The following is a 19,330-nucleotide window of genomic DNA, read 5'->3' as shown; positions in this document are numbered from 1 at the left end:
ACCATGGCCATGTGTACGTGGATGAGTACTTCTGGATCCGCGACTTCGAAAAACTCAGCACCGTGGCCAGCGCCATGGGCACCCACAAGAAGTGGCGCAAAACCTACTTCTCGACGCCCAGCGCGGTATCGCACCAGGCATACCCGTTCTGGTCCGGGGAGGAATTCCGTAACAGCAAACGAGGCAAGAAAGCCGGCGGCACCTGGCCCACCGAGGCGTCCTACACCCAGGGTGCCCTGTGCCCCGATGGCCAATGGCGCAAGACCATCACCATCCAGGATGCAATCGATGGCGGCTGCGATCTGTTCGACCTGGAGCAGCTGCAGCTGGAGTACGACGAAGACAAATTCCAGCAGCTGTTTTACTGCAAATTCATCGACAGCAGCCAAAGCGCGTTCGGCCTCAAGGACCTGGAGCGCTGCTACTCCGACCTGTCGTTGTGGGAGGACTACAACCCAGAGTTGGACCGGCCTTTCGGCAACAGCCCGGTGTGGCTTGGCTACGATCCGAGCCGCACCCGCGACGACGCCACGTGCGTGGTGGTAGCCCCGCCACTGGAGCCCGGGGCGAAATTCCGCATCCTGGAGAAGCACAGCTGGAGGGGGCATTCGTTCAACTATCAGGCCGCCCAGGTCAAGAAGCTCACCGAGCGTTTCAACGTCCAGCACATCGGTATCGACATCACCGGCGTGGGCTATGGCGTGTTCGACCTGGTACGTGACTTCTACCCGAAAGCCACGCCGATCCATTACAGCCTTGAGACCAAAAACCTGCTGGTCCTCAAGGCCCAGGACACGATCCAGGGCAGTCGCATCGAGTGGGACGCCGGCTGGACGGACATCGCCCAGGCGTTCCTGACCATCAAGCGCGGCACCACCACCAGTGGCCAGGTCACCTACAGCGCTTCGCGCACCGACGCCACCGGCCACGCCGACATCGCCTGGTCAATCATGCACGCCCTGTTCAATGAACCCCTCAACACCAACAAGCGGCGCCGTAGCCGCTACGTCACGAGCGGAACCAATGCCCAAGCCTCGACACAAAAAGCCCCAAGCCAGCCAACAAGCACGACAGCCACAGCCCATGCGGGCGTTCACCTTCGGGGAACCCGAACAGGTGCTGTCCGGCAACATCGGCGAGTACCTGGGGGTGTTCCTCAGCGACGACGGCGAGATCTACAAGCCGCCGGTGTCGCGGGCGGGCCTAGCCAAGCTGCTGCGCGCCAACGCCCACCACGGTGCCATTCCGAAGTTCAAACGCAACCTGCTGCTGCGTGAGTTCATCCCGTCCGAGGGCTGCAGCACGCAGACGATGGGCCGGGCGAGCCTCGACTACATGGTCTTCGGCGAGGCGTATTTCTATCGCGATACCAACGCCTTTGGCGAAGTGCTGGAGATGCAACACCTGCCGGCGATCAACATGCGGGTGAAGGTCGACGGCGGATTCAGGATGCTGCTGAAGGACAACAAGTTCATGGACTTCGACCAGGACGAAATCGAACATGTCCTGGACTACGACGTAGAACAGAACATCTACGGCGTACCCGATTACCTGGGCGGCCTGCAGGCACTCTTGCTCAACGAAGCCGCGACCCTGTTCCGCCGACGCTACTACAGCAACGGCGCGCACGCGGGCTACATCTTCTACACCAACGACCCGGACCTGACCGAGGAAGACGAGGACAACCTGCGCGCGCAGATCAGCGCGAGCAAGGGCGTGGGCAACTTCCGCTCAATGTTCGTCAACATCCCCAACGGCAAGGAAAACGCGATCCAGATCATCCCCGTGGGGGACTTCCAGGCCAAAGACGAGCTGGAAAAGGTGAAGAACATAACCCGAAACGATGTGATCGCCGCCTGGCGTATGAACCCTGCCCTGGCTGGGATCATCCCGGAAAACAACGGGGGGTTTGGCGACATCGAGAAGATTGATCGCGTGTACACCAGCAACGAGATCAGGCCGATTTGCCAGCTGTTCAACCAACTGAATGACACGCTGCGACGAGACAGGAAAATATCCTGGCAAGAAACCAAAACACCAGTCGATAACACTGGGCAAACGTCTTAAAACAGCTATTGCCACTACAAAATATGGCAAAATAGTGGCTATTGGCTGCCCTGGGGAGGGACACAATGAGAGTTGTATGCAAATGCGGGAACAAGGGCCGGATTGCCTCACGCGAGGAACTGTCGCGGGACTTTGCCAAACTTTATTGCCAGTGCCTCGACGCAACGTGCGGGCACACATGGGTAGCGAATTTGACGTTTTCGCACACGCTCAGCCCTTCCGCTCAATCCTACGAAAGAATGCTGTTTGATCGCTTGAGGGATATGCCCAGGGCCAAGCAGCGCGAGCTATTTGACCAACTTGGAGCTGCGTGAAACTGACCCAAACGCCGACCAATGAGGCCGGCGACCAAGCTATGCCGGAAGTTTTTTAATGTAACGGTTCAACTCGCTACCGACTCTTCTGGAACGGTTGCCAGGGCCTCCGTAAGACGTATGAGCTGCTTTCGATCCTCTTCATTCAACTGCCGATAAAAGCCGATGAAATTACGTTCGATTTTGGAAAGGGCGAGCCATTCAAACTCGAGGCCTTCGGTGCAGGCGCGTTCATTGTTCGTGCGATCCAACATGCTTTTTACTCCATAAATGCATTGCTGAATCGACGTTATCGGAGCAGGGATTCGCTTTAGAACTAAGGAGACCTGAATGCGATACAAGTTTTGTTACAACTTAATTCGAACTTTTTGCCACGTCGTCGGCGATCGCCTGGATGAATCGACGCACAGATTTTTGGTCATCCGACGGCATGCTTCGGTAACGCCTGACCAGCACCTCTTCATCCTCGGCCAGATCCCCAACAGGTATAGGGGTCCGTACGCCTGTTACAACGTAAAGGACGTCCAGACCCACAGCATGCAAGGCTTTCAGATAGCCCGTATCCGGACGCCGCTCATCACGCTCATAGCTGCCCTGGGTATTACGGGTTACGCCGCCAATCTGCGCCATTTCTTCTTGTTTGAGGCCCAAACGGGCTCTTTCTTCGCGCAAGCATTCGCCCGCACTTACATCTGGGAATTCTCCCGATGACAAATTTTTCAAACTTAAGCCCCTTTACAGGACAAATAAATTGGTCATAATCGGCGCCGTACAAACACGAATCCACACGAACGCACACGAGCGAACACTATGCCCGCCACCCTTACACCCGAGCAAGCCCGGGAGGCTCTGGATCGCAAAGGGATGAGTATTGCGGAGTTCTGCCGCACTCATTCACTGAATAAGAATTTGGTCAGCGACCTTTTGAACGGTCGTAAAAAAGGTCGCCGGGGGGAGGCACATCGCGCCGCCGTACTGCTCGGTATCAAAGACGGCGTGATTGCACAGTAATGGCCAGCGCACTGAGGGAACAGCAGAAGATGAAAAGTCGTGTTCTAAAGACGCGTAGGGAAGTGGTCAGCGCGATCATTTGCAGCTACTCAGGTGGCCGCGAATGTGCCGCCGCCCGGATCGGCCTGCCGCTCAAAAAGTTTGATAACCATGCTTATGAGAACAACAGCTGCCGCCCGTTGACCGATGCGCAGATCTACCAGTTGGAGCAGGTGACGGGCACTCACCACTTGCCCAACTATGTCGCAGCAATGTACGGCGGCATGTTCGTCCCAGTGGTCCATCCAGACAGACTGGATAACGTGGAGATGTACGCACGGGCTATGCAGAGTTCAGCCAAACAAGGGACGGTCGACCAGATCATTGCCCAGGCGCTTGATGACGGGGTGATAACCGACGTTGAGGCCGAGCTGATCCAGAACGCCCATACCTTGCACATGGCCGCACGCACCGCCGAAGTGTATGCCGCGATCGATCTCTACCGCGCCAAATCGGGGAAAGCCAAATGACCACCCAAACTAATGCCCTCGACTATCAGGAATGCATGCAGAACGCCGCCCTAGCTTTCCTTGAGCGCCATCAAGCCGAACACCTGAGCGATCTGTCTGCGCTTCTTAACCGCGCCATTAACCACCTGGTGGCCAGCTTCGACGTAGCGGAATCGGTAGCAACCAAACTAACCTCCCTTGCCCACATCGAGCTGATAGAAATCGCTTTCCGCCAGCGCCTCATCCTGGACCACAGCACCGAGACCGTTGTTGTAATCCGCGATCCAGTCAAAGGGCATTGCTGGTCAGTGCCTGTCAGCCTGATCTATCAACGCGTCCTGAACACCCCGGACAACGTGCGTCTGCGCTCCGCGCACTCGTAACCCCCAATCCAAACAAACGCCGGCCCCACATCTCGTGGGTTTGGGTGAGCTGCGCCCGAAATCGAGGTTTCACGATGGTAAACGCCGTAATTGTCACCACTCAACTGCCCCCGGCCGAGGCCGAAGCGTTGCTGGCCGCGCTGCGTGAACAGTATCGCTTGAGCCTCAATGAACATTGGTACGACGACCAATTCCGCCTTGTAGCGGACGGTCTTCGCCACGGCGCAATCCTCGCCCACGTCCCGGTAATGGCAGCGCAAAAACGCCTGATGGCAGCCCTGTCCCACAGCCTCAAAGCAGTGAAGTAACCCCATGAAAGAAGATCTTCGTCACGATGTGCTGCAGCGCCTGGAATCCGACTACGGCCTGAAACATCGCAAAGATACCGATTACATGCGCGGTGGTGAGTGCCCTAAGTGCCACAAGCGTGAGCTGTATTCGCGTCATGACAAACCCTGGCTGGTGATCTGCGGCCGATCTGAGAAGTGCGGCCACACCCTGCACGTCAAAGAAATTTACAACGATCTGTTTGAAGATTGGAGCAAACGTGCGCCGGCGACGGACAACGCACCCACCGCCACAGCCCGCGCCTATCTGGAGTTTGGTCGCGGATTCAACATCGAGTTGATCGCCGGCTGGTTCACCCAGGACTCCCACTATTCAGGGCAGCACAACGCCGGCAGCGCCACAGTTCGTTTCGCCCTGGAGAAAGGCGGCTACTGGGAACGCCTGATCGACAAACCAGCCCGCTTCGGAAAGATGAAAGCCCGGTTCGCACCGGGTGAAAGCTATCGTGGCACCTGGTGGTGCCCGCCGTGCGTCGACGTCCTGGAAGCGAAAGAAATCTGGATCGTTGAAGGCATTTTCGATGCCATCGCCCTGGTCCATCACAATATTGCTGCCGTATCAGCTATGTCTTCGAACGCCTTCCCGGCCGACTCGCTGCAGGCGATCGTGGCAGCGCGTCCAGGCAACTTGCCGAAGCTGGTGTGGGCGTTGGACAACGAGCCAGGTGCACACGCCTATACGAAGCGATGGGTGCGTATGGCGCGTGAACTGGGCTTCACCTGCGAAGCTGCACAAATTCCCCAGCGGGACAACCGGAAGGTCGACTGGAACGATCTGCACCAGCGCTGGCAGTTCCTGGACGAGGGCGCCAAGCGCGACACCCAGTTTGACAAGGACATCACCACAGCCCGGCACCACGGCGCTCTGCTGATCGCCGACAACGCCACGGAGAAGGCCCTGGTGATGTTCGATTGGAAGCGCCGTAGCGAATTCCACTTGGAGTTCGGCAACCGCCTCTACTGGTTCAAGCTCGACTTGGAGAAGTACAACAAGGCGATTCAGGAACTTGAGGACAGCGAACACCACGACGACCAGCAATTAAACAATAAGCAGATGCGTGCCAAGGCCATGCAGCAGTGCGGCGCCCTGCAGCGTATCGCTACATGTAATCCCAAAGCGCTGTACTACCAGGAAAACAAGCTCACGGACGAGTCCTGGTACTACTTCCGCATCACTTTTGCACATGACGCCGCGCCTATTAAGAACACCTTCACCAGCTCTCAGATCGCATCGTCTGCAGAGTTCAAGAAGCGCTTACTCGGCATTGCCCCGGGCGGGATGTTCACCGGTACCACGCAACAACTGGATGCGTTCATTGAAGAACAAACCGACGCTCTGAAAACTGTGCAGACCATCGACTTCACTGGATATACCCGTGAACACGGTGCGTACGTCTATGGCGACGTGGCGGTGCGCGACGGGAAAGTGTTCAAGCTTAACGAGGAAGATTTTTTCGATATGGACCGGCTCAGCATCAAGACCTTGAGCCAGTCCGTGATCCTCAACCTAAACACCGACCTGCAGAAGTTTGAGACTGAATGGCTTGAAATCATATGGGAATGCTTCGGCGCCAAGGGCCTGGTAGCGCTCGCTTTCTGGTTTGGTTCCCTGTTTGCCGAGCAAATCCGGCAACACCAGAAAAGCTACCCGTTCATGGAGATCATCGGCGAACCAGGTGCCGGCAAATCCACCCTGATTGAGTTCCTGTGGAAGCTGTGCGGCCGGAGCGATTACGAGGGCTTCGACCCAACCAAGGGCACACCGGTAGCCCGGGCTCGTAACTTCGCCCAGGTCGCCAATCTGCCGGTGGTGCTGATTGAATCCGAGCGGGAAAAGACCGACGGCAGCCAGACCAGACAGTACGACTGGGACGAACTGAAAACCGCTTATAACGGGCGTAGCGTCCGCTCCACCGGTGTGAAGAACAACGGCAATGACACTCGGGAACCGCCCTTCCGTGCGGCCGTGGTCATTGGCCAGAACCACGCTGTCAATGCGTCAGAGCCCATCCTGCAGCGGCTTGTGCACATTGCAATGACGAAAGAAGGCCAGACACCTCAGACCAAACTATTGGTGGAAAAGCTGGAGCGCATGCCGGTGGATCGCGTCAGCGGCTTCCTGGTGAAGTCCACCATGATGGAAAGCGCAGTGATGGAAACTGTCCGCGAAAAGGGGCCCAAGTACGAACAGCAATTGCTCGCCCTGCCCGAAATCCGCACGGTGCGGATCGCAAAAAATCATGCCCAACTGCACGCCCTGGTCGACGCCCTGGTGCACGTCGTCCCGTTGAAAAAACACCAGGTGGACGCGGCTCACGCCGAGATTCAAAGCATGGCCAAAGATCGCCAACTGGCCATTAACGCCGACCACTCCGTCGTTGTGGAGTTTTGGGAACTGTTCGACTACCTCAACGGGCCTGACGGGGATCTCAACCACTCCCGAACTGACGGCCTGATCGCCGTCAACTTGAACGAGTTCGCGGAAATGGCGGCGAATAAACGGCAGAAAGTTCCGGATCTGACCGAACTTAAACGCCACCTCAAGACCAGCAAATGCCCCAAGTTCCTTGAGACCAATCGCACCGTTTGCTCGGCACGGGCGAAGGACGCGTTCGACAAAGCAAAAACCGTTCGCTGCTGGATGTTTCGAAGCGACTGACCACCACCGGGAGCAACACCAATGCACATACAAATTATCACCGGCGAAGGTCGGGACGGCGCTACGAAACAGCTCAAACACATGATGGAGCTGCAGCAGTGGATTGGCGAGGCCAGCCAGCTGGTACACGCCGAGGCATATAGCGCCGCTGGCCTGGTCGAGATTCTGGAAGTCCGTGGTGCCACGGAGAAAGAGCTTCTGGTTCTGCAGTGCACAAGGCAGCAGATCCAGGCGGTATTGGAATGGCAGTCAGCCATGGACGAAGTAATCGAGCTGGAGAACTTGGTGATTCACCTGGTTAGGCAAGTGCAACCAAAAACTTCCGGCGAACGCCGGTAATTAGAACGGTGCAGGGGAGTTACAGCTCCCCGACACCAGCCACCACTGAGGGCAAGACCATGCAAGCACAGCACCAAAGCAGCAGCAGCGATAAGGCTACCACAGGGCCGACCGATAGCATGCAAGCAGCTCGACACCTGATGGCCATCCGCATCGTCGGTACCGCGCTTTTCGATTACCAGGTCCATAAGACACCCGACGCCAGGATCCGCCTCGAGGCGGTCACCACCATGGCACACCTGCAAGGTGATCTCACTGCAGTTGAGAGGGCATTTGTGTCGCAGCTTCTGGGCAATCAATAGTCCAGCAGTTTGCATCCCAACTTCTAACAACCATGCCCCGGTTGCAGCGCTAGACTGCCCGGGGTGCTCCAGCTTACAGAGGGCAAGCAATGAATTCCCGATCGGACAACGTCCTGGTATTCACCGATCTGCAGCGCATCACCGGCTACCAACGCCGGTCTGATGTTGAACGCTCGCTGATCGACCAGGGCGTCCGGCTGTTCCGTGGCCGTACCGGACCATGGACAACGCTGGACCTTATCAACCATGCCGCAGGCTTGGAGCCTGCCGCTGCAGAGCGGTACGACGCCGACATCCTATGAGGAAAGCAAGAAAGCGGAAGCATAATCCGCACATTCCCGCTCACATCGATCAGGCCGCTCTGCCAGCGGCCGTTTACTTTGACCAGCGAAACGAAGGGGTCTGGTACACCCTTCATCGTGACGAGACGGGCAAACAGCGCCGGCGTAACATTGCTCCGGCGAGCGTTTCGCTGGCAGAGCTGCACCAGATCATGGACGAGGCGTCCAACGTTGGCCGGGGAACGCTTCGCTACGTTTGCGCACAGTTCCACGACAGTGATCGTTACAAAAAGCTCAGTTCAAAAACCCACGACGACTATTGCTATTCCCGCGATGTTCTTCTGAACATTCCCACCAAGCTGGGAAAACCGCTGGGGGATCTGGCTGTTCGGAAATTCACTTCTGCCCTGGTGCAGCGAATCGTTGACCGACTGGCGGATGAAGGTACGCCGTCGAAAGCCGCGCACGCGTTGCGGTACCTGCGCCGTGTACTGCAGTGGGGCCGCAATCGCGGCTTCCTGGAAGTGAACCCAGCCCTAGGCATCGAAGCGCCCGTGGAGCGCAAACAGCGCCGCCTGCCGAATCACCTGGTTATGGATGCTCTCATCGACCGGGCAATTGCCAGAGGTTTGCTGCAGCGCAACGAGAAAGGCGGCTGTCCCGAATACCTTGGCTACGTCATGGAGCTAGCGTACCTCTGCAGGTTGCGCGGCATCGAGGTTGTGACGCTCACCGACGAAAACGAGCTGGAAAGCGGAATAATGACCAACCGCCGCAAAGGCAGTCGGGACAACATCGTGCGCTGGACGCCACGTCTGCGCAAAGCTTGGGACAACGCTAAAGCTTATCGGGCCAAGGTATGGGGTAAGCGCAAAACGGCAATTCCGATCATGCCGTCACGCAGGAACATCATCGTGGCCAGCCATGGTGGACCACTTCGCAAAACCAGCCTAGACACGGCCTGGCAACGCTTCATCACCCTTGCACTGGCGGACGAGTTCATCACGCCAGAACAGCGGTTTGCCCTTCACGACCTGAAACGACGTGGCATTACAGACACTGTGGGCACTCGGGCGGACAAGCAGGAAGCCAGCGGTCACCGAGATCCCAAAATGATGGACGTCTATGACCTGAGCATCCCCACCGTCTCACCGTCAGGGAACTGAGGAAACTCCACGTAACAAGAGTACTATCGCCCGCTTTCTACGCGGGTTTTGGCGCGCCAGCACGTAACAAGGAATCACGTAACTCACTGATTTCTATGTTTTGAGCACCTAGCTTGTAATCAGTAGGTCCCGGGTTCGACTCCTGGTGCCGGCACCATATAAGACGAAGCCCCTGCAGAAATGCAGGGGCTTTGTTGTTTCTGGAGCGTCCACAAAACGTCCACACTTGGCGACTTTCGGATTATCCACAGGCGTAGAAAAGATCGGGTAAAGCACTGTCGTTGACAGCAACCCAGGTAGCCAGAACCTTTAAGGCTACGCCACACCGTGGTGGTTCTCCCAAAGTGCGATTAGCGTCCGGCGGCTCGCACGGTCACAGCGATGTGATGGATGCCTACTTTTACCAGTGTGCCCACTGCGGCAACTCATCCCCTTTCATAGCTGCCCTGCAGCAACCTATCCGCTTGGCCATTTCCTTGCACCAACCTGCGCCCGTCTCTTTCTCCCGGAAAGAGACGGGCGCTCCTAACGCTGCTGCAGCCCAACTCTTAAAAGGCTTTGCGGCATTCCCCCTCGTGACAGTCGGCGTGACAACCACCGAAGTCACCAGCAACAGCGATGTAGATGATGGTGCCGCAGCCCAAGGAATGGACTGCACCTGACTGACAGTCAGGCATACCCCAGTCATCGCCTCACTGCCTTCACCCGACTCAGGATCTCGCGGCGCCGGTCTCGTCAACCGGCGCAGCCTCTACCCGCCCAATTCTTTGGAAGTGTTCAGGAGGCCAGATCATGAGGTGCCCAAGCTGTCGGTCGTAAAGAGCCGCCAGTCCCGCGTTAGTGGACAACCCTCACAGGTCGCAGGGGCCTTGATCCCTGATAACACTCAACATTCTTGGCGGGATGACGTGGGGAAGGTTTTAAAAGTTTTGGCTTCGAGAGGAGTTCGATCATAGCACTGGTAGGTAAACCGCATAAAAATGTGATGCCTTGACTTACCAAAAACTGAAACCAGATGCAGCGGTAGCTTTTCGCCACTTTCTCGCGTATGAAGCAATGATGGGCCAAACGTATTCGTAGCTTTGAAAATTTGGTTGAGCTTAGCTGCGCTATGCACGAGTAGTCTGATGGAGGTTGCCTTGATCGTTCCTCTTCAAAAAACCACTGAGACTGGAAAGCTGTACACACGCATACCTGTGAACGAAACCAGGCTAGCGGAACTTAGCACTCTTTCAGACGACGCTCTGGTAGATCTGTGTGAGCAAAGTAGGACACATCCGCAATACGTACCCAGCGAGTGCCTTCTTTATTTCGTTCGACGCAGCGCATCAACTAACCCATCTCTTTTTGATCAGCTCTTCAGAGCTCTTTCGGAACGAGTTCTGAGGAAGCTTCCGAGGGCCGAAAATCCAGGTGGGAATACTGTATCAATGACGAATAGCGACATTCGAGAGGGGGTGTATGACCGCTTCATTGAGATGCTCGTGATTGACAAAGCAGGCTACGAGGAACGATTGGACATATTCGAAGTGCGCTTCGATCTGGGTTTATCGAGTTTAAAAAGGGACGCTCAAAAGAAGTCTTATCGGTCCGAAAACAGAAATACCGATTTGGGAATCGATGACGATTCTGCCGACCTTGATGCAGAAGTCGAGGCCGCCTCTGAGGGGTATGATCCTTTTGATGCATCAGATTTCGATGATTACCGTTACCGTTGTAGGCTAGATGCGGCGATTGAGGCTCTACCCGAACTGCAGCAGAGAATCATCGAGATGATCCGATTAGATATTCCAGTAGACTCGATCAATCCGAATGAGATGACTATTTCTAAGGCACTCAATAAGGTTGAGAAGACCATTCGCAATCATAAAAAGAAGGCGCTCGCACGTCTTCGGACACTGCTCCAAGGGGGCATATGATGACGGGACTTTCACCTCAGGCATCCTTGGAGGATGTACTCGAGTCATTCTCGATAGAGCATGACGTGGGTGCACCGACCCTGCAAAGGTACCTTACTGCCTATCCAGCGTTTGCCACTCACATCATCGATCTATCTCGCGAAATGGCCAGAACATTGGCCGAGGATGAAGCACCGCTCTCGGAGTACGATCGCCGCTTGATCAGTTCGGCCGTCACACGCATCCAAATTGCACCGGGAAAGGCGATAGCGGATCCGCTCGCTGACCTCTCAGCTCATAAAATGCGCGACATTTCCAAAGCGCTGAACGTGCCTCGACAGGTAGTTATGGCATTTCAGGAGCGAACCGTAGTTGCCGCATCTGTTCCTCAGCGATTTCTGAGCAGGTTCGCTGAACTGTTGCAGAGCAGCGTGCAGGAGCTCCTGGCCTCGCTTGCACAGCCGCCCATGGCGGTCGCAGGAAGTTACAAGTCCGACGATAAACCGAGTGATGTAGAGAAGATTACTTTCGAACAGCTACTTCGAGATGCTGATTTGTCTGAGGAAGACATCACGACCTTTATGGAAGAGGACGTTTAACGTGCAATCAGTGGAGTTGGCCCGCAAGGCTGCTGCTGCTCTACATGACCAAGCTGTCGCTGCCGGACATGACCCGTGGAAACCCTACGGGTTTGCTGTAACTGAGGCAGTTAGGCGGGGCTTTGACGTAGAGAGCACAAAGAAAGGCTCGCCTGGCCTGAGAGGCGCGCGAGCTCGTTTCGTTCCAAAGGGGAAGTTCATTCTCCACGAAAAATGCGCAACCCTTTTCGAACAAGCGTTCCTCGTTGCCCATGAAATCGGTCACGCTGAGCTTGGAGACGACGTCGAAGAGGATGACCAGAGCCAGTATACGATCGACCCAGCAAGGACCGCGGAGACCTCTCCCATGGGAGCTGATCGGGTCGTAGACTACAGCCGTAGACAGCGTCGAGAGGTCCAAATGGATCTGTTTGCGCGTGAGTTCCTGCTGCCCCGGCATGTGGTGCGAACGCTTTATCTGAATGGACAGAGTGCTTTTAGCATTGCTGAAAGGCTTGGTGCGCCGTTCGACGTGGTCGCACAGCAGCTCTTTGATGCATTACTGCTGCCCCAGCCTCCGCCAGAAACTCAAGAGCCTGCAATCGAATACCCGCTAAACGGTGAGCAGGAAAAAGCCGCAGCCCATCGCGGCGCAGCCTTTCTGCTTGAGGCCGGGCCTGGCACGGGCAAGACTCAGACGTTGGTGGGTCGAGTAAAAGGATTGCTCGCCGATGGTGTTGATCCACGGAAAATCCTTCTGCTGACTTTTTCGAACAAGGCCGCAGGAGAAATGGCTGAACGTATCGCTCGCGTTAACACCGTCGCCGCGGCCGCAATGTGGATTGGCACCTTCCACGCATTCGGCCTCGATCTGGTTCGACGATTCCACGAGGAGCTAGAGCTGCCATCAGATCCACGTATGCTGGATCGTACGGAAGCTGTGGAGTTGCTGGAACATGAGTTTCCTAGATTAGAGCTGGTTCACTACCGCAATCTTTACGATCCAACCCGGATAATCGCTGACATCCTCACCGGCATCTCGCGCGCCAAGGACGAGGTAGTCGATGCAATCACCTACCTAAAGTTGGCGCAAGCCATGCGCGCCAACGCCGTCGAGGATGAAGATATAGCGGCCGCAGAAAAAGCCATTGAGATCGCCAGGGTTTACGCCGCCTACGAAACCCTTAAACGACAGTCTCGATGCGTGGACTTTGGGGACTTGGTTTCATTACCAGTGCGACTGCTTGAGGAAAACGAAACCATTCGATCCCACATCCAAGCCACTTATGACCACGTTCTAGTCGACGAATACCAAGACGTGAACCATAGCAGCGTACGACTGCTGAAGGCCCTATGTGGTGATGGCGAAAACTTGTGGGCGGTTGGAGACGCCAAGCAGTCAATCTACCGCTTCAGAGGCGCTTCGTCGTTCAACATGATTCGTTTCGGGAAAGAGGATTTCCCAGGCGGATTGCGATATCGACTGAAAATGAACTATCGGTCGGTACCAGAAATAGTGTCGACGTTTTCGAGTTTTGCGCTGAACATGGCCGTGGGGGATGCCGACAGCGGCTTACTCGCCCATCGGAAAGCCGGCGCCCATCAACCCGAGCTTCGCTGCGTGGATCAAGGACCTCAACAAACACCGGCTATAGCTGATGCGATAAAGGAGATGCGGGAATCCGGTTTCAAATATAGTGATCAGGCAATTCTATGCACGGGTAACGACAAACTCTCCGAGATCGGGCAACAACTCGAGCGCCTAGGCATCCCTGTGCTTTACCTGGGAAGTGTGTTCGAGCGTCCAGAGGTCAAGGATTGGCTGACGCTACTTTCCCTTCTAGTGGATCGTCGAGCAATGGGCTTGGTGCGAATGGCTTGCCTGCCTGAGTTTTCGATGTCGCTGGGAGATGTCGGCAGTATCCTGACACATCTGCGAGAAGATGAAACCGCGAGTGATTGGAGAACCAAAGTCGATGACTTCGATATCTCAGACAATGGGCGCGAAGCCTTGGCTCGGCTTGTCAAAACGCTGGCCGGTATCAGCGGGGACGCCTCACCCTGGAGCGTGCTGGCGGTTGTACTTTTAGACCGGACGCGAATCGCAGCCCGGATGGCAACATCAACAAAATGCAGCGACCGTTCCCAGTGCATAGCAACTTGGCAGTTGCTCAATTTCTTGCGAGCCCAACAACCCACAGGAAAGGGATTATCTATCACACGCACGTTAGACCGCATCCGCCGTCTAGTGCGGCTGGGGGACGATCGCGATCTCAGGCAGCTTCCAGTGGCTGCACAAAGCATTGATGCAGTGCGCCTCATGACCATTCATGGAGCAAAAGGTCTCGAATTTCCCGTAGTTCACGTACCGGGCATGAACGCAGATACTTTGCCCGGTTATCCGCAGAAGCAGGTCTGTCCTCCGCCCTATGGCATGGTCGCCGGTGCGCAGGTCAACGCCAAGGAGCAGTACCATCTGGAGCACAAGGCGGAGAGAGAATGCTTATTCTACGTCGCCTTGTCGAGAGCTGAAGACCGGCTATTTCTCTATGCTGCGACACGGAACTCTGCTGGTAGCGTCCGTGGGTTGTCAGACTTTCTGAACCGCGCTGGACTAGGTCTGGCCCGAAGCAACGTGGTACCTCTGCATCCTGTGATTGAGCCGCCCGACTCGGTACCGGTGGACTGGGTTGTTAGCGGAGACCTTAATCTAAGCGGCGCTCAGATTTCCCTGTATGAGTCCTGCCCTCGTCGATTCTTCTACACCCACATTCTCCAAATAGGAGGACGGCGAACACCAACTCCATTCTTACAGATGCACGACGCGGTCCGTACAGTGTTCCTAGAGTTGGTCGACGCCGCACCTGTCACAGTAACGAACATAGACGACCGGGTCGCGCAAGCGCTCATGGACGTAGGCCTGGCTGAGCACGGCTACGCCCCCGAGTTCAAGTCATTAGCTATTGGCATGGTCAGCTATTTCACTTCGATTCGGGAAGGGCACGCCCCTGAGGCATGCGCTGCACTCACAATGAAGCTCGGGGAAACCCCCATCACGGTACAACCTGACGATGTCTTGGTCCGTCCTGACGGTCGCCGCACGTTTCGCCGGGTGAGAACAGGGCACAAAAGAGATAATGAGGAATCTGACCTAGGCGCGGCGGCCTTTGTACTGGCAGCACGCCAAGCCTTTCCAGATGCAATTGTGGAGTTAGTGCACCTTTCTGACCAGACCGTACTTCCGATCGAACTGAGCGCCAAGCAGCTGGAAAATCGGCAGAAAAAGCTTCGCATTGCCTTGGACTCTATAGGTCGAGGTGCCTTTCCAGCAGAGTCATCATCTCGAGTGTGCCCCTCCTGTCCGGCGTTTTTCGTCTGCGGATTGACACCCGCAGGCGTGCTTCAAAAAAAACTCTAAAAAATTTACCGGTCTGATTGACCTGCATCGATTGAGTAGTAGAGCCGGACACCGTCCGGCCAAACTCAAAAGGTAATGCAGAAAATGAATACCGAAAATACTTACGATATCGACGATGTCGGAGAGGCGATTCGCGAGGGCCGCGACCTGCGTTCGGCTCACGCCTACCGCATCCTGTTCGCGCAGGAAAACCTGACTTTCCGTGCAATTGAGGTCAACGATCCCGTGCCACTGGGCCGCCAAATCCTAGTTGCTGCTGGTTTGCGTGCACATGAAGACTACAGCCTGTTTGCAATTCTGGAGACGGGGGATTTCGAAGACTTGCGCCTTGACGAACCCTTCGATCTACGAGGTCACGGCGCTGAGCGCTTTGTGGCCTTCCAGACCGATCGCGATTTCAAACTGACTGTCAACGACAGCCAAATATCATGGGGCAAGCCCGCGATTTCAGGCTCTGCACTGTACGAACTGGCAAAACCCGGTGACGGCGAGGCCGTTTTCATGGTCATCCGCGGTGGGGACGATCACCAGATTGAACCGAGCGAGGCGGTGGATCTTACCGCTCCGGGGGTCGAGCACTTTGTGACTGCGCCCAAGCGCAAGCCGAAGATCGACATCGTAGTCAATGGCCGCGAAGTCCAGGTCAGTGATAGTCACCAAACTTTCGAGCAGCTAGTTGCTATCGCCTACCCGGGTGAAGCTCCGACATCTGAGATCGTGTACTCGATTACGTATCGCGGCGTGGCCTCTAAACCCCACAGCGGTGAATTGGCCGCAAGCGGCTTTGTTGAAGTAAAGAACGGGAGCGTGATCAATGTCAGCCGCACCATTCAGTCTTAATAATGACCTCAAGCGCTTGCGCGAGGACGGGTACTACGTGCAGATCGTGGGCGGCTTCTTGGTCATGCGTGAAGTGCCGTACGTTAACGCGCAGCTGGAAGTGAAGATCGGCACGCTCATCTCGAGCCTTTGCATGTCCGGAAACGTCACCCAAAAGCCCGAACCGCACACGATTCACTTCGATGGAGACTTCCCGTGCACTTCCCAAGGTGCGCCCATTCAGGCAATCGCCCACCAGAGCGTAGCGGCGGATCTGGGACATGGGCTGAGTGCTCAGCACATTTTCTCCAGCAAACCCGGGCCAGAGGGTTACAGCGATTACCACCAGAAGATGACGACGTACGCGACAATCATTTCTGGCCACGCCGCAATCCTCAAACCTAGCGCTACTCCGCGGGTGTTTAGACATCCAGACGAGGAGGAGGACTGCGTATTTAACTATCTGGAAACTGCATCGGACCGAGTGGGTATTGGGGCGTTGACCGCGCGGCTTGAAGGGCAGCGCATCGTAATCCTCGGTGTTGGTGGCACAGGGTCCTATGTGCTGGACCAAGTGGCGAAAACACCGGTGAGCGAGATACGCCTCATCGACGGTGACGATTTCCTACAACATAACGCTTTCCGCGCCCCAGGCGCACCGTCAATCGACACTCTCCGCGAGGTGCCGAAGAAAGTGGATTACCTAGCTGGCATCTACGGGAAGATGCACCGTCATATCGTGCCGCATGCAGTGCAGATGGGCACAGATCATCTCAACCTTCTAGACGGAATCACCTTCGCCTTCCTCTGCATGGACGCAGGCGAGCCGAAGCGCTTGGCGGTGCAGAAGCTGGAGGATATGGGAGTGCCATTCGTGGACGTGGGAATGGGCCTCGAACTGGTCAACGGCTCGCTTGGCGGCATCCTTCGTGTGACGGCTAGCACCCCGAACAAGCGTGATCATATTCGCAAGCGTGTGTCTTTCGAGGGGGGTGGCGTAGAAAACGTTTACGCGTCAAATATCCAAGTCGCCGAATTAAATATGATGAACGCGGCACTTGCCGTAATCAAATGGAAGAAACTCCTCGGCTTTTATCGTGACCTAGAAAATGAGCACCACTGTTCCTATACGACCGACGGAAATATGCTGCTGAATGGGGACACGCAATGATGCGTCATAACCAACTTAACCCCTGCTTCGTAAAGGGGATCCCGAGTAAACTTGAACCTGGCATTTTGTACGTTTCAATGGAGTACGGCACCGTGGTCCACAGTTGCTGTTGCGGCTGTGGCCTTGAAGTAGTGACACCTCTGACTCCAACGGACTGGAAGCTAACCTTTGACGGCGAGGCAATTTCGCTTTGGCCATCGGTCGGCAACTGGAATTTACCCTGTCGGTCGCACTATGTGATTCAAGGTAATCGGGTGATAGAGGCTGGGCCTTGGGACAAAACTCAGATCGATGCGGAGAAGCGTCGCGACAAAGCGGCTAAGACGCACTACTACTCACAAACTGAATCTCCTAGAGCTCCAAAAGAGTTGAAACCGAAGCCTACCAAGGAGCCTCTTGGGACGACGGCCGAGCCAGCGACCATTTGGGCCAAGCTACGGCGGTGGCTGGGTTAGGGATATGGCTTCAAAAGTCTTTCATGTTGCCACAGCTGCATACTTGGTACGGATCAATTACTGCGTTCTTATGCGGTAATAACCACCACTGTCGACCACATTAACCGGTAACCACAAAAACCAGACGTTCGAAATCACTTAAAAATTTGGGGCGGATAATAACGCCCCCCTATTTAAAGATCGAAAAATAACACTTTGAGACAAACCAAACAAAAAACAGGAACCAAAAATGAAAATTAATAGCGGTGTCACATCAATTTTTTTACTACTACTTTCGTTATCTGCTGGAGCCAATGAGCCCAATAATCCCCCCATAGACAAAGCAATGAAAATAATCACAAACACATCAACAGAAATATGTGGCCAACCGCAGCTAAGCGGTGCCAGCACCACAATTTCTGCTGATGGCAGCATGAGCGCCAAACTTTCCGGACTAGTTAAAAAATTAGCAAATGCTGGATTTTCGCTCTCCACCGAGTACTCGACAGAAACTCATCAGGGCGTCCTAAAGGATCAGATAATAGAGGCCATAAAAAGCACTCAATCCTGTAAAATTGAAGTACTTAAAATCATCACAGAGCGTTTACTAGTGCCATACGACAACAAAAACGCCGAACCAACACAGATCATTTCAAACTCCAGCAACTCTAACAACCTTAGCAATATCGCCAACAGCCCCATAACCATCAAAGGCCACCAACATGAATAAACTTTTCCCACTGGTTTTATTGCTCGCTTCAGCCACGGCGCTTAGCGCACCAAAACAAGAAATTAAAAATTCCAACTGTGCGAATAATTTTCAGGGCGTAGACCGTTCCCCTATCAATATTTACTGTCAGTTCACTCCATCGACTAGCGTACAGGACTCATATTTAATCGCGACACACCCAACAACTCTAAAACTTGAAGCAGTGAACTTCTTTACCTATATCTATGATGGGAATCGAGAATTTCTTGCTGCAACACTAAAAAACGAATCCGAGTTGCCGGCGCTTTATACCAAGATCAGCTTAGCGTTGGAGATTCCTGGCAAAGCCATCTCAAAGTCAAAAATAATAAAAACTGAAAAAAGTGGTTTTTACACTGCTGCCGGCGACAATGGCATCAAGATAACCCCAAATCAGTCCATAGCACTTCCCTTGGTTTCTATCCGAGACATAAACAAGCTTATTATTCCTGAGCAAAGTCACCCAGGGTACTGTCTTTACGATGTAAGTGTTAAACCACCTGAGGAACTCTGGTCCGAATATGTGAAATCACACGCAACCAACCAAAATAATATTATTGTACGCGACACGCGCACCTTTATGCTTAGGGTAAAAGTAGAATACAAAACCATCTTCAAAGAAACAAACACAAATTACGTTTCGTTTTTTCTGAGCTATGCGAATGAAAACAAACCGGGTATGGCTTGGTACGCAAGCAAAAACCAGATTGACAATTTAACATGTCTAAACACTGGCCGACATCCTTGAAACACCTATATTTCTGCATAGTCGCTGAGCGATTATGCAGATAGCGAAACAAGCGCACTATAAATATTTTTTATACTCACAAATCTGAAATCTCTCTCGAGACTCCGACTTTTCTCTAACATCTACTCTGCCGCACCATTAACTAAAATAAGCACCAAA

At 54.6% G+C, this 19,330-nt stretch carries 22 protein-coding genes; 20 read left to right on the top strand and 2 right to left on the bottom strand.

The features are described 5' to 3' along the window. The 3 genes from EJD88_RS27130 to EJD88_RS02735 form a co-directional block, all read left to right on the top strand. The coding region (locus EJD88_RS27130) for a terminase large subunit domain-containing protein (RefSeq protein ID WP_218573966.1) at window positions 1–1,277 on the top strand (1,277 nt) is incomplete at its 5' end. Beyond that, a complete protein-coding gene (locus EJD88_RS02740) occupies window positions 1,189–2,067 on the top strand; it encodes a phage portal protein (protein ID WP_177411592.1) in 879 nt (292 codons plus the stop codon). The genes EJD88_RS27130 and EJD88_RS02740, both read left to right, overlap by 89 nt. Before the next feature lie 65 nt (window positions 2,068–2,132). After that, window positions 2,133–2,381: an ogr/Delta-like zinc finger family protein gene (locus EJD88_RS02735; RefSeq protein ID WP_071483122.1), complete on the top strand. Its 249-nt coding sequence runs from the start codon at window positions 2,133–2,135 to the stop codon at window positions 2,379–2,381. A gap of 68 nt (window positions 2,382–2,449) precedes the next feature. On the opposite strand, the gene EJD88_RS02730 is transcribed toward EJD88_RS02735, so the two are convergent. Both EJD88_RS02730 and EJD88_RS02725 read right to left on the bottom strand, forming a co-directional pair. Next, window positions 2,450–2,635: a hypothetical protein gene (locus tag EJD88_RS02730; protein WP_112192979.1), complete on the bottom strand. Its 186-nt coding sequence runs from the start codon at window positions 2,633–2,635 to the stop codon at window positions 2,450–2,452. Window positions 2,636–2,735: 100 nt separating this feature from the next. Next, a complete protein-coding gene (locus EJD88_RS02725) occupies window positions 2,736–3,032 on the bottom strand; it encodes a helix-turn-helix domain-containing protein (protein ID WP_256595491.1) in 297 nt (98 codons plus the stop codon). Window positions 3,033–3,191: 159 nt separating this feature from the next. Between EJD88_RS02725 and EJD88_RS02720 the strand changes: the two genes are divergently transcribed. The 17 genes from EJD88_RS02720 (at window position 3,192) to EJD88_RS02640 (ending at window position 19,171) form a co-directional block, all read left to right on the top strand. Continuing rightward, on the top strand, window positions 3,192–3,392 hold the full coding sequence (locus tag EJD88_RS02720; protein ID WP_112192977.1) for a DNA-binding protein: 201 nt from the start codon (window positions 3,192–3,194) through the stop codon (window positions 3,390–3,392). Window positions 3,393–3,421: 29 nt separating this feature from the next. After that, complete coding sequence (locus tag EJD88_RS02715) at window positions 3,422–3,901, top strand: YmfL family putative regulatory protein (RefSeq protein ID WP_305883445.1); 480 nt, start codon at window positions 3,422–3,424, stop codon at window positions 3,899–3,901. Next, a complete protein-coding gene (locus EJD88_RS02710; protein WP_112192976.1) occupies window positions 3,898–4,263 on the top strand; it encodes a hypothetical protein in 366 nt (121 codons plus the stop codon). Before EJD88_RS02715 ends, EJD88_RS02710 begins: the two co-directional genes overlap by 4 nt. 74 nt (window positions 4,264–4,337) lie before the next feature. Beyond that, the gene (locus EJD88_RS02705; RefSeq protein ID WP_112192975.1) at window positions 4,338–4,571 is read left to right on the top strand and encodes a hypothetical protein; all 234 of its coding nucleotides are present in this window, start codon (window positions 4,338–4,340) and stop codon (window positions 4,569–4,571) included. Between the two features lie 4 nt (window positions 4,572–4,575). Further along, window positions 4,576–7,269: a toprim domain-containing protein gene (locus EJD88_RS02700; protein ID WP_112192974.1), complete on the top strand. Its 2,694-nt coding sequence runs from the start codon at window positions 4,576–4,578 to the stop codon at window positions 7,267–7,269. Between the two features lie 21 nt (window positions 7,270–7,290). Next, the gene (locus EJD88_RS02695) at window positions 7,291–7,608 is read left to right on the top strand and encodes a hypothetical protein (protein WP_112192973.1); all 318 of its coding nucleotides are present in this window, start codon (window positions 7,291–7,293) and stop codon (window positions 7,606–7,608) included. A 59-nt stretch (window positions 7,609–7,667) separates the two neighbouring features. Further along, entirely contained in the window at window positions 7,668–7,910 is a 243-nt protein-coding gene (locus tag EJD88_RS02690) for a hypothetical protein (protein ID WP_112192972.1), read from the top strand. A gap of 89 nt (window positions 7,911–7,999) precedes the next feature. Then, complete coding sequence (locus tag EJD88_RS02685) at window positions 8,000–8,212, top strand: hypothetical protein (protein ID WP_112192971.1); 213 nt, start codon at window positions 8,000–8,002, stop codon at window positions 8,210–8,212. Beyond that, window positions 8,209–9,357: a tyrosine recombinase XerC gene (gene xerC, locus EJD88_RS02680; protein ID WP_112192970.1), complete on the top strand. Its 1,149-nt coding sequence runs from the start codon at window positions 8,209–8,211 to the stop codon at window positions 9,355–9,357. Before EJD88_RS02685 ends, xerC begins: the two co-directional genes overlap by 4 nt. 1,430 nt (window positions 9,358–10,787) lie before the next feature. Further along, a complete protein-coding gene (locus tag EJD88_RS27070) occupies window positions 10,788–11,276 on the top strand; it encodes an RNA polymerase sigma factor (RefSeq protein WP_218573967.1) in 489 nt (162 codons plus the stop codon). A 65-nt stretch (window positions 11,277–11,341) separates the two neighbouring features. Continuing rightward, complete coding sequence (locus EJD88_RS02665; protein ID WP_218573968.1) at window positions 11,342–11,854, top strand: hypothetical protein; 513 nt, start codon at window positions 11,342–11,344, stop codon at window positions 11,852–11,854. Beyond that, window positions 11,802–15,251, top strand: a complete 3,450-nt coding sequence (locus EJD88_RS02660; RefSeq protein WP_178117238.1) for a UvrD-helicase domain-containing protein — start codon at window positions 11,802–11,804, stop codon at window positions 15,249–15,251. Before EJD88_RS02665 ends, EJD88_RS02660 begins: the two co-directional genes overlap by 53 nt. A gap of 84 nt (window positions 15,252–15,335) precedes the next feature. Further along, complete coding sequence (locus EJD88_RS02655) at window positions 15,336–16,091, top strand: multiubiquitin domain-containing protein (RefSeq protein WP_158876673.1); 756 nt, start codon at window positions 15,336–15,338, stop codon at window positions 16,089–16,091. Beyond that, window positions 16,066–17,241 carry a ThiF family adenylyltransferase gene (locus EJD88_RS02650; protein WP_158876670.1) on the top strand — a complete coding sequence of 392 codons (1,176 nt, stop codon included), beginning with the start codon at window positions 16,066–16,068 and terminating at the stop codon, window positions 17,239–17,241. The genes EJD88_RS02655 and EJD88_RS02650 overlap by 26 nt, the downstream gene beginning before the upstream one ends. Then, window positions 17,238–17,696 carry a DUF6527 family protein gene (locus tag EJD88_RS27450; RefSeq protein WP_371926530.1) on the top strand — a complete coding sequence of 153 codons (459 nt, stop codon included), beginning with the start codon at window positions 17,238–17,240 and terminating at the stop codon, window positions 17,694–17,696. The genes EJD88_RS02650 and EJD88_RS27450 overlap by 4 nt, the downstream gene beginning before the upstream one ends. Window positions 17,697–17,925: 229 nt before the next feature. Beyond that, entirely contained in the window at window positions 17,926–18,405 is a 480-nt protein-coding gene (locus EJD88_RS02645) for a hypothetical protein (RefSeq protein WP_158876667.1), read from the top strand. Beyond that, complete coding sequence (locus EJD88_RS02640) at window positions 18,398–19,171, top strand: hypothetical protein (RefSeq protein WP_158876664.1); 774 nt, start codon at window positions 18,398–18,400, stop codon at window positions 19,169–19,171. Before EJD88_RS02645 ends, EJD88_RS02640 begins: the two co-directional genes overlap by 8 nt. Window positions 19,172–19,330 lie beyond the last annotated feature (159 nt).

The organism is Pseudomonas sp. PB105, assembly GCF_009764655.1.
GTDB classification, from domain to species: Bacteria; Pseudomonadota; Gammaproteobacteria; order Pseudomonadales; family Pseudomonadaceae; genus Aquipseudomonas; species Aquipseudomonas cyclaminis.
Note: the sequence above shows the minus strand (reverse complement) of the source record. Positions and strands in the feature narration are given on the sequence as shown.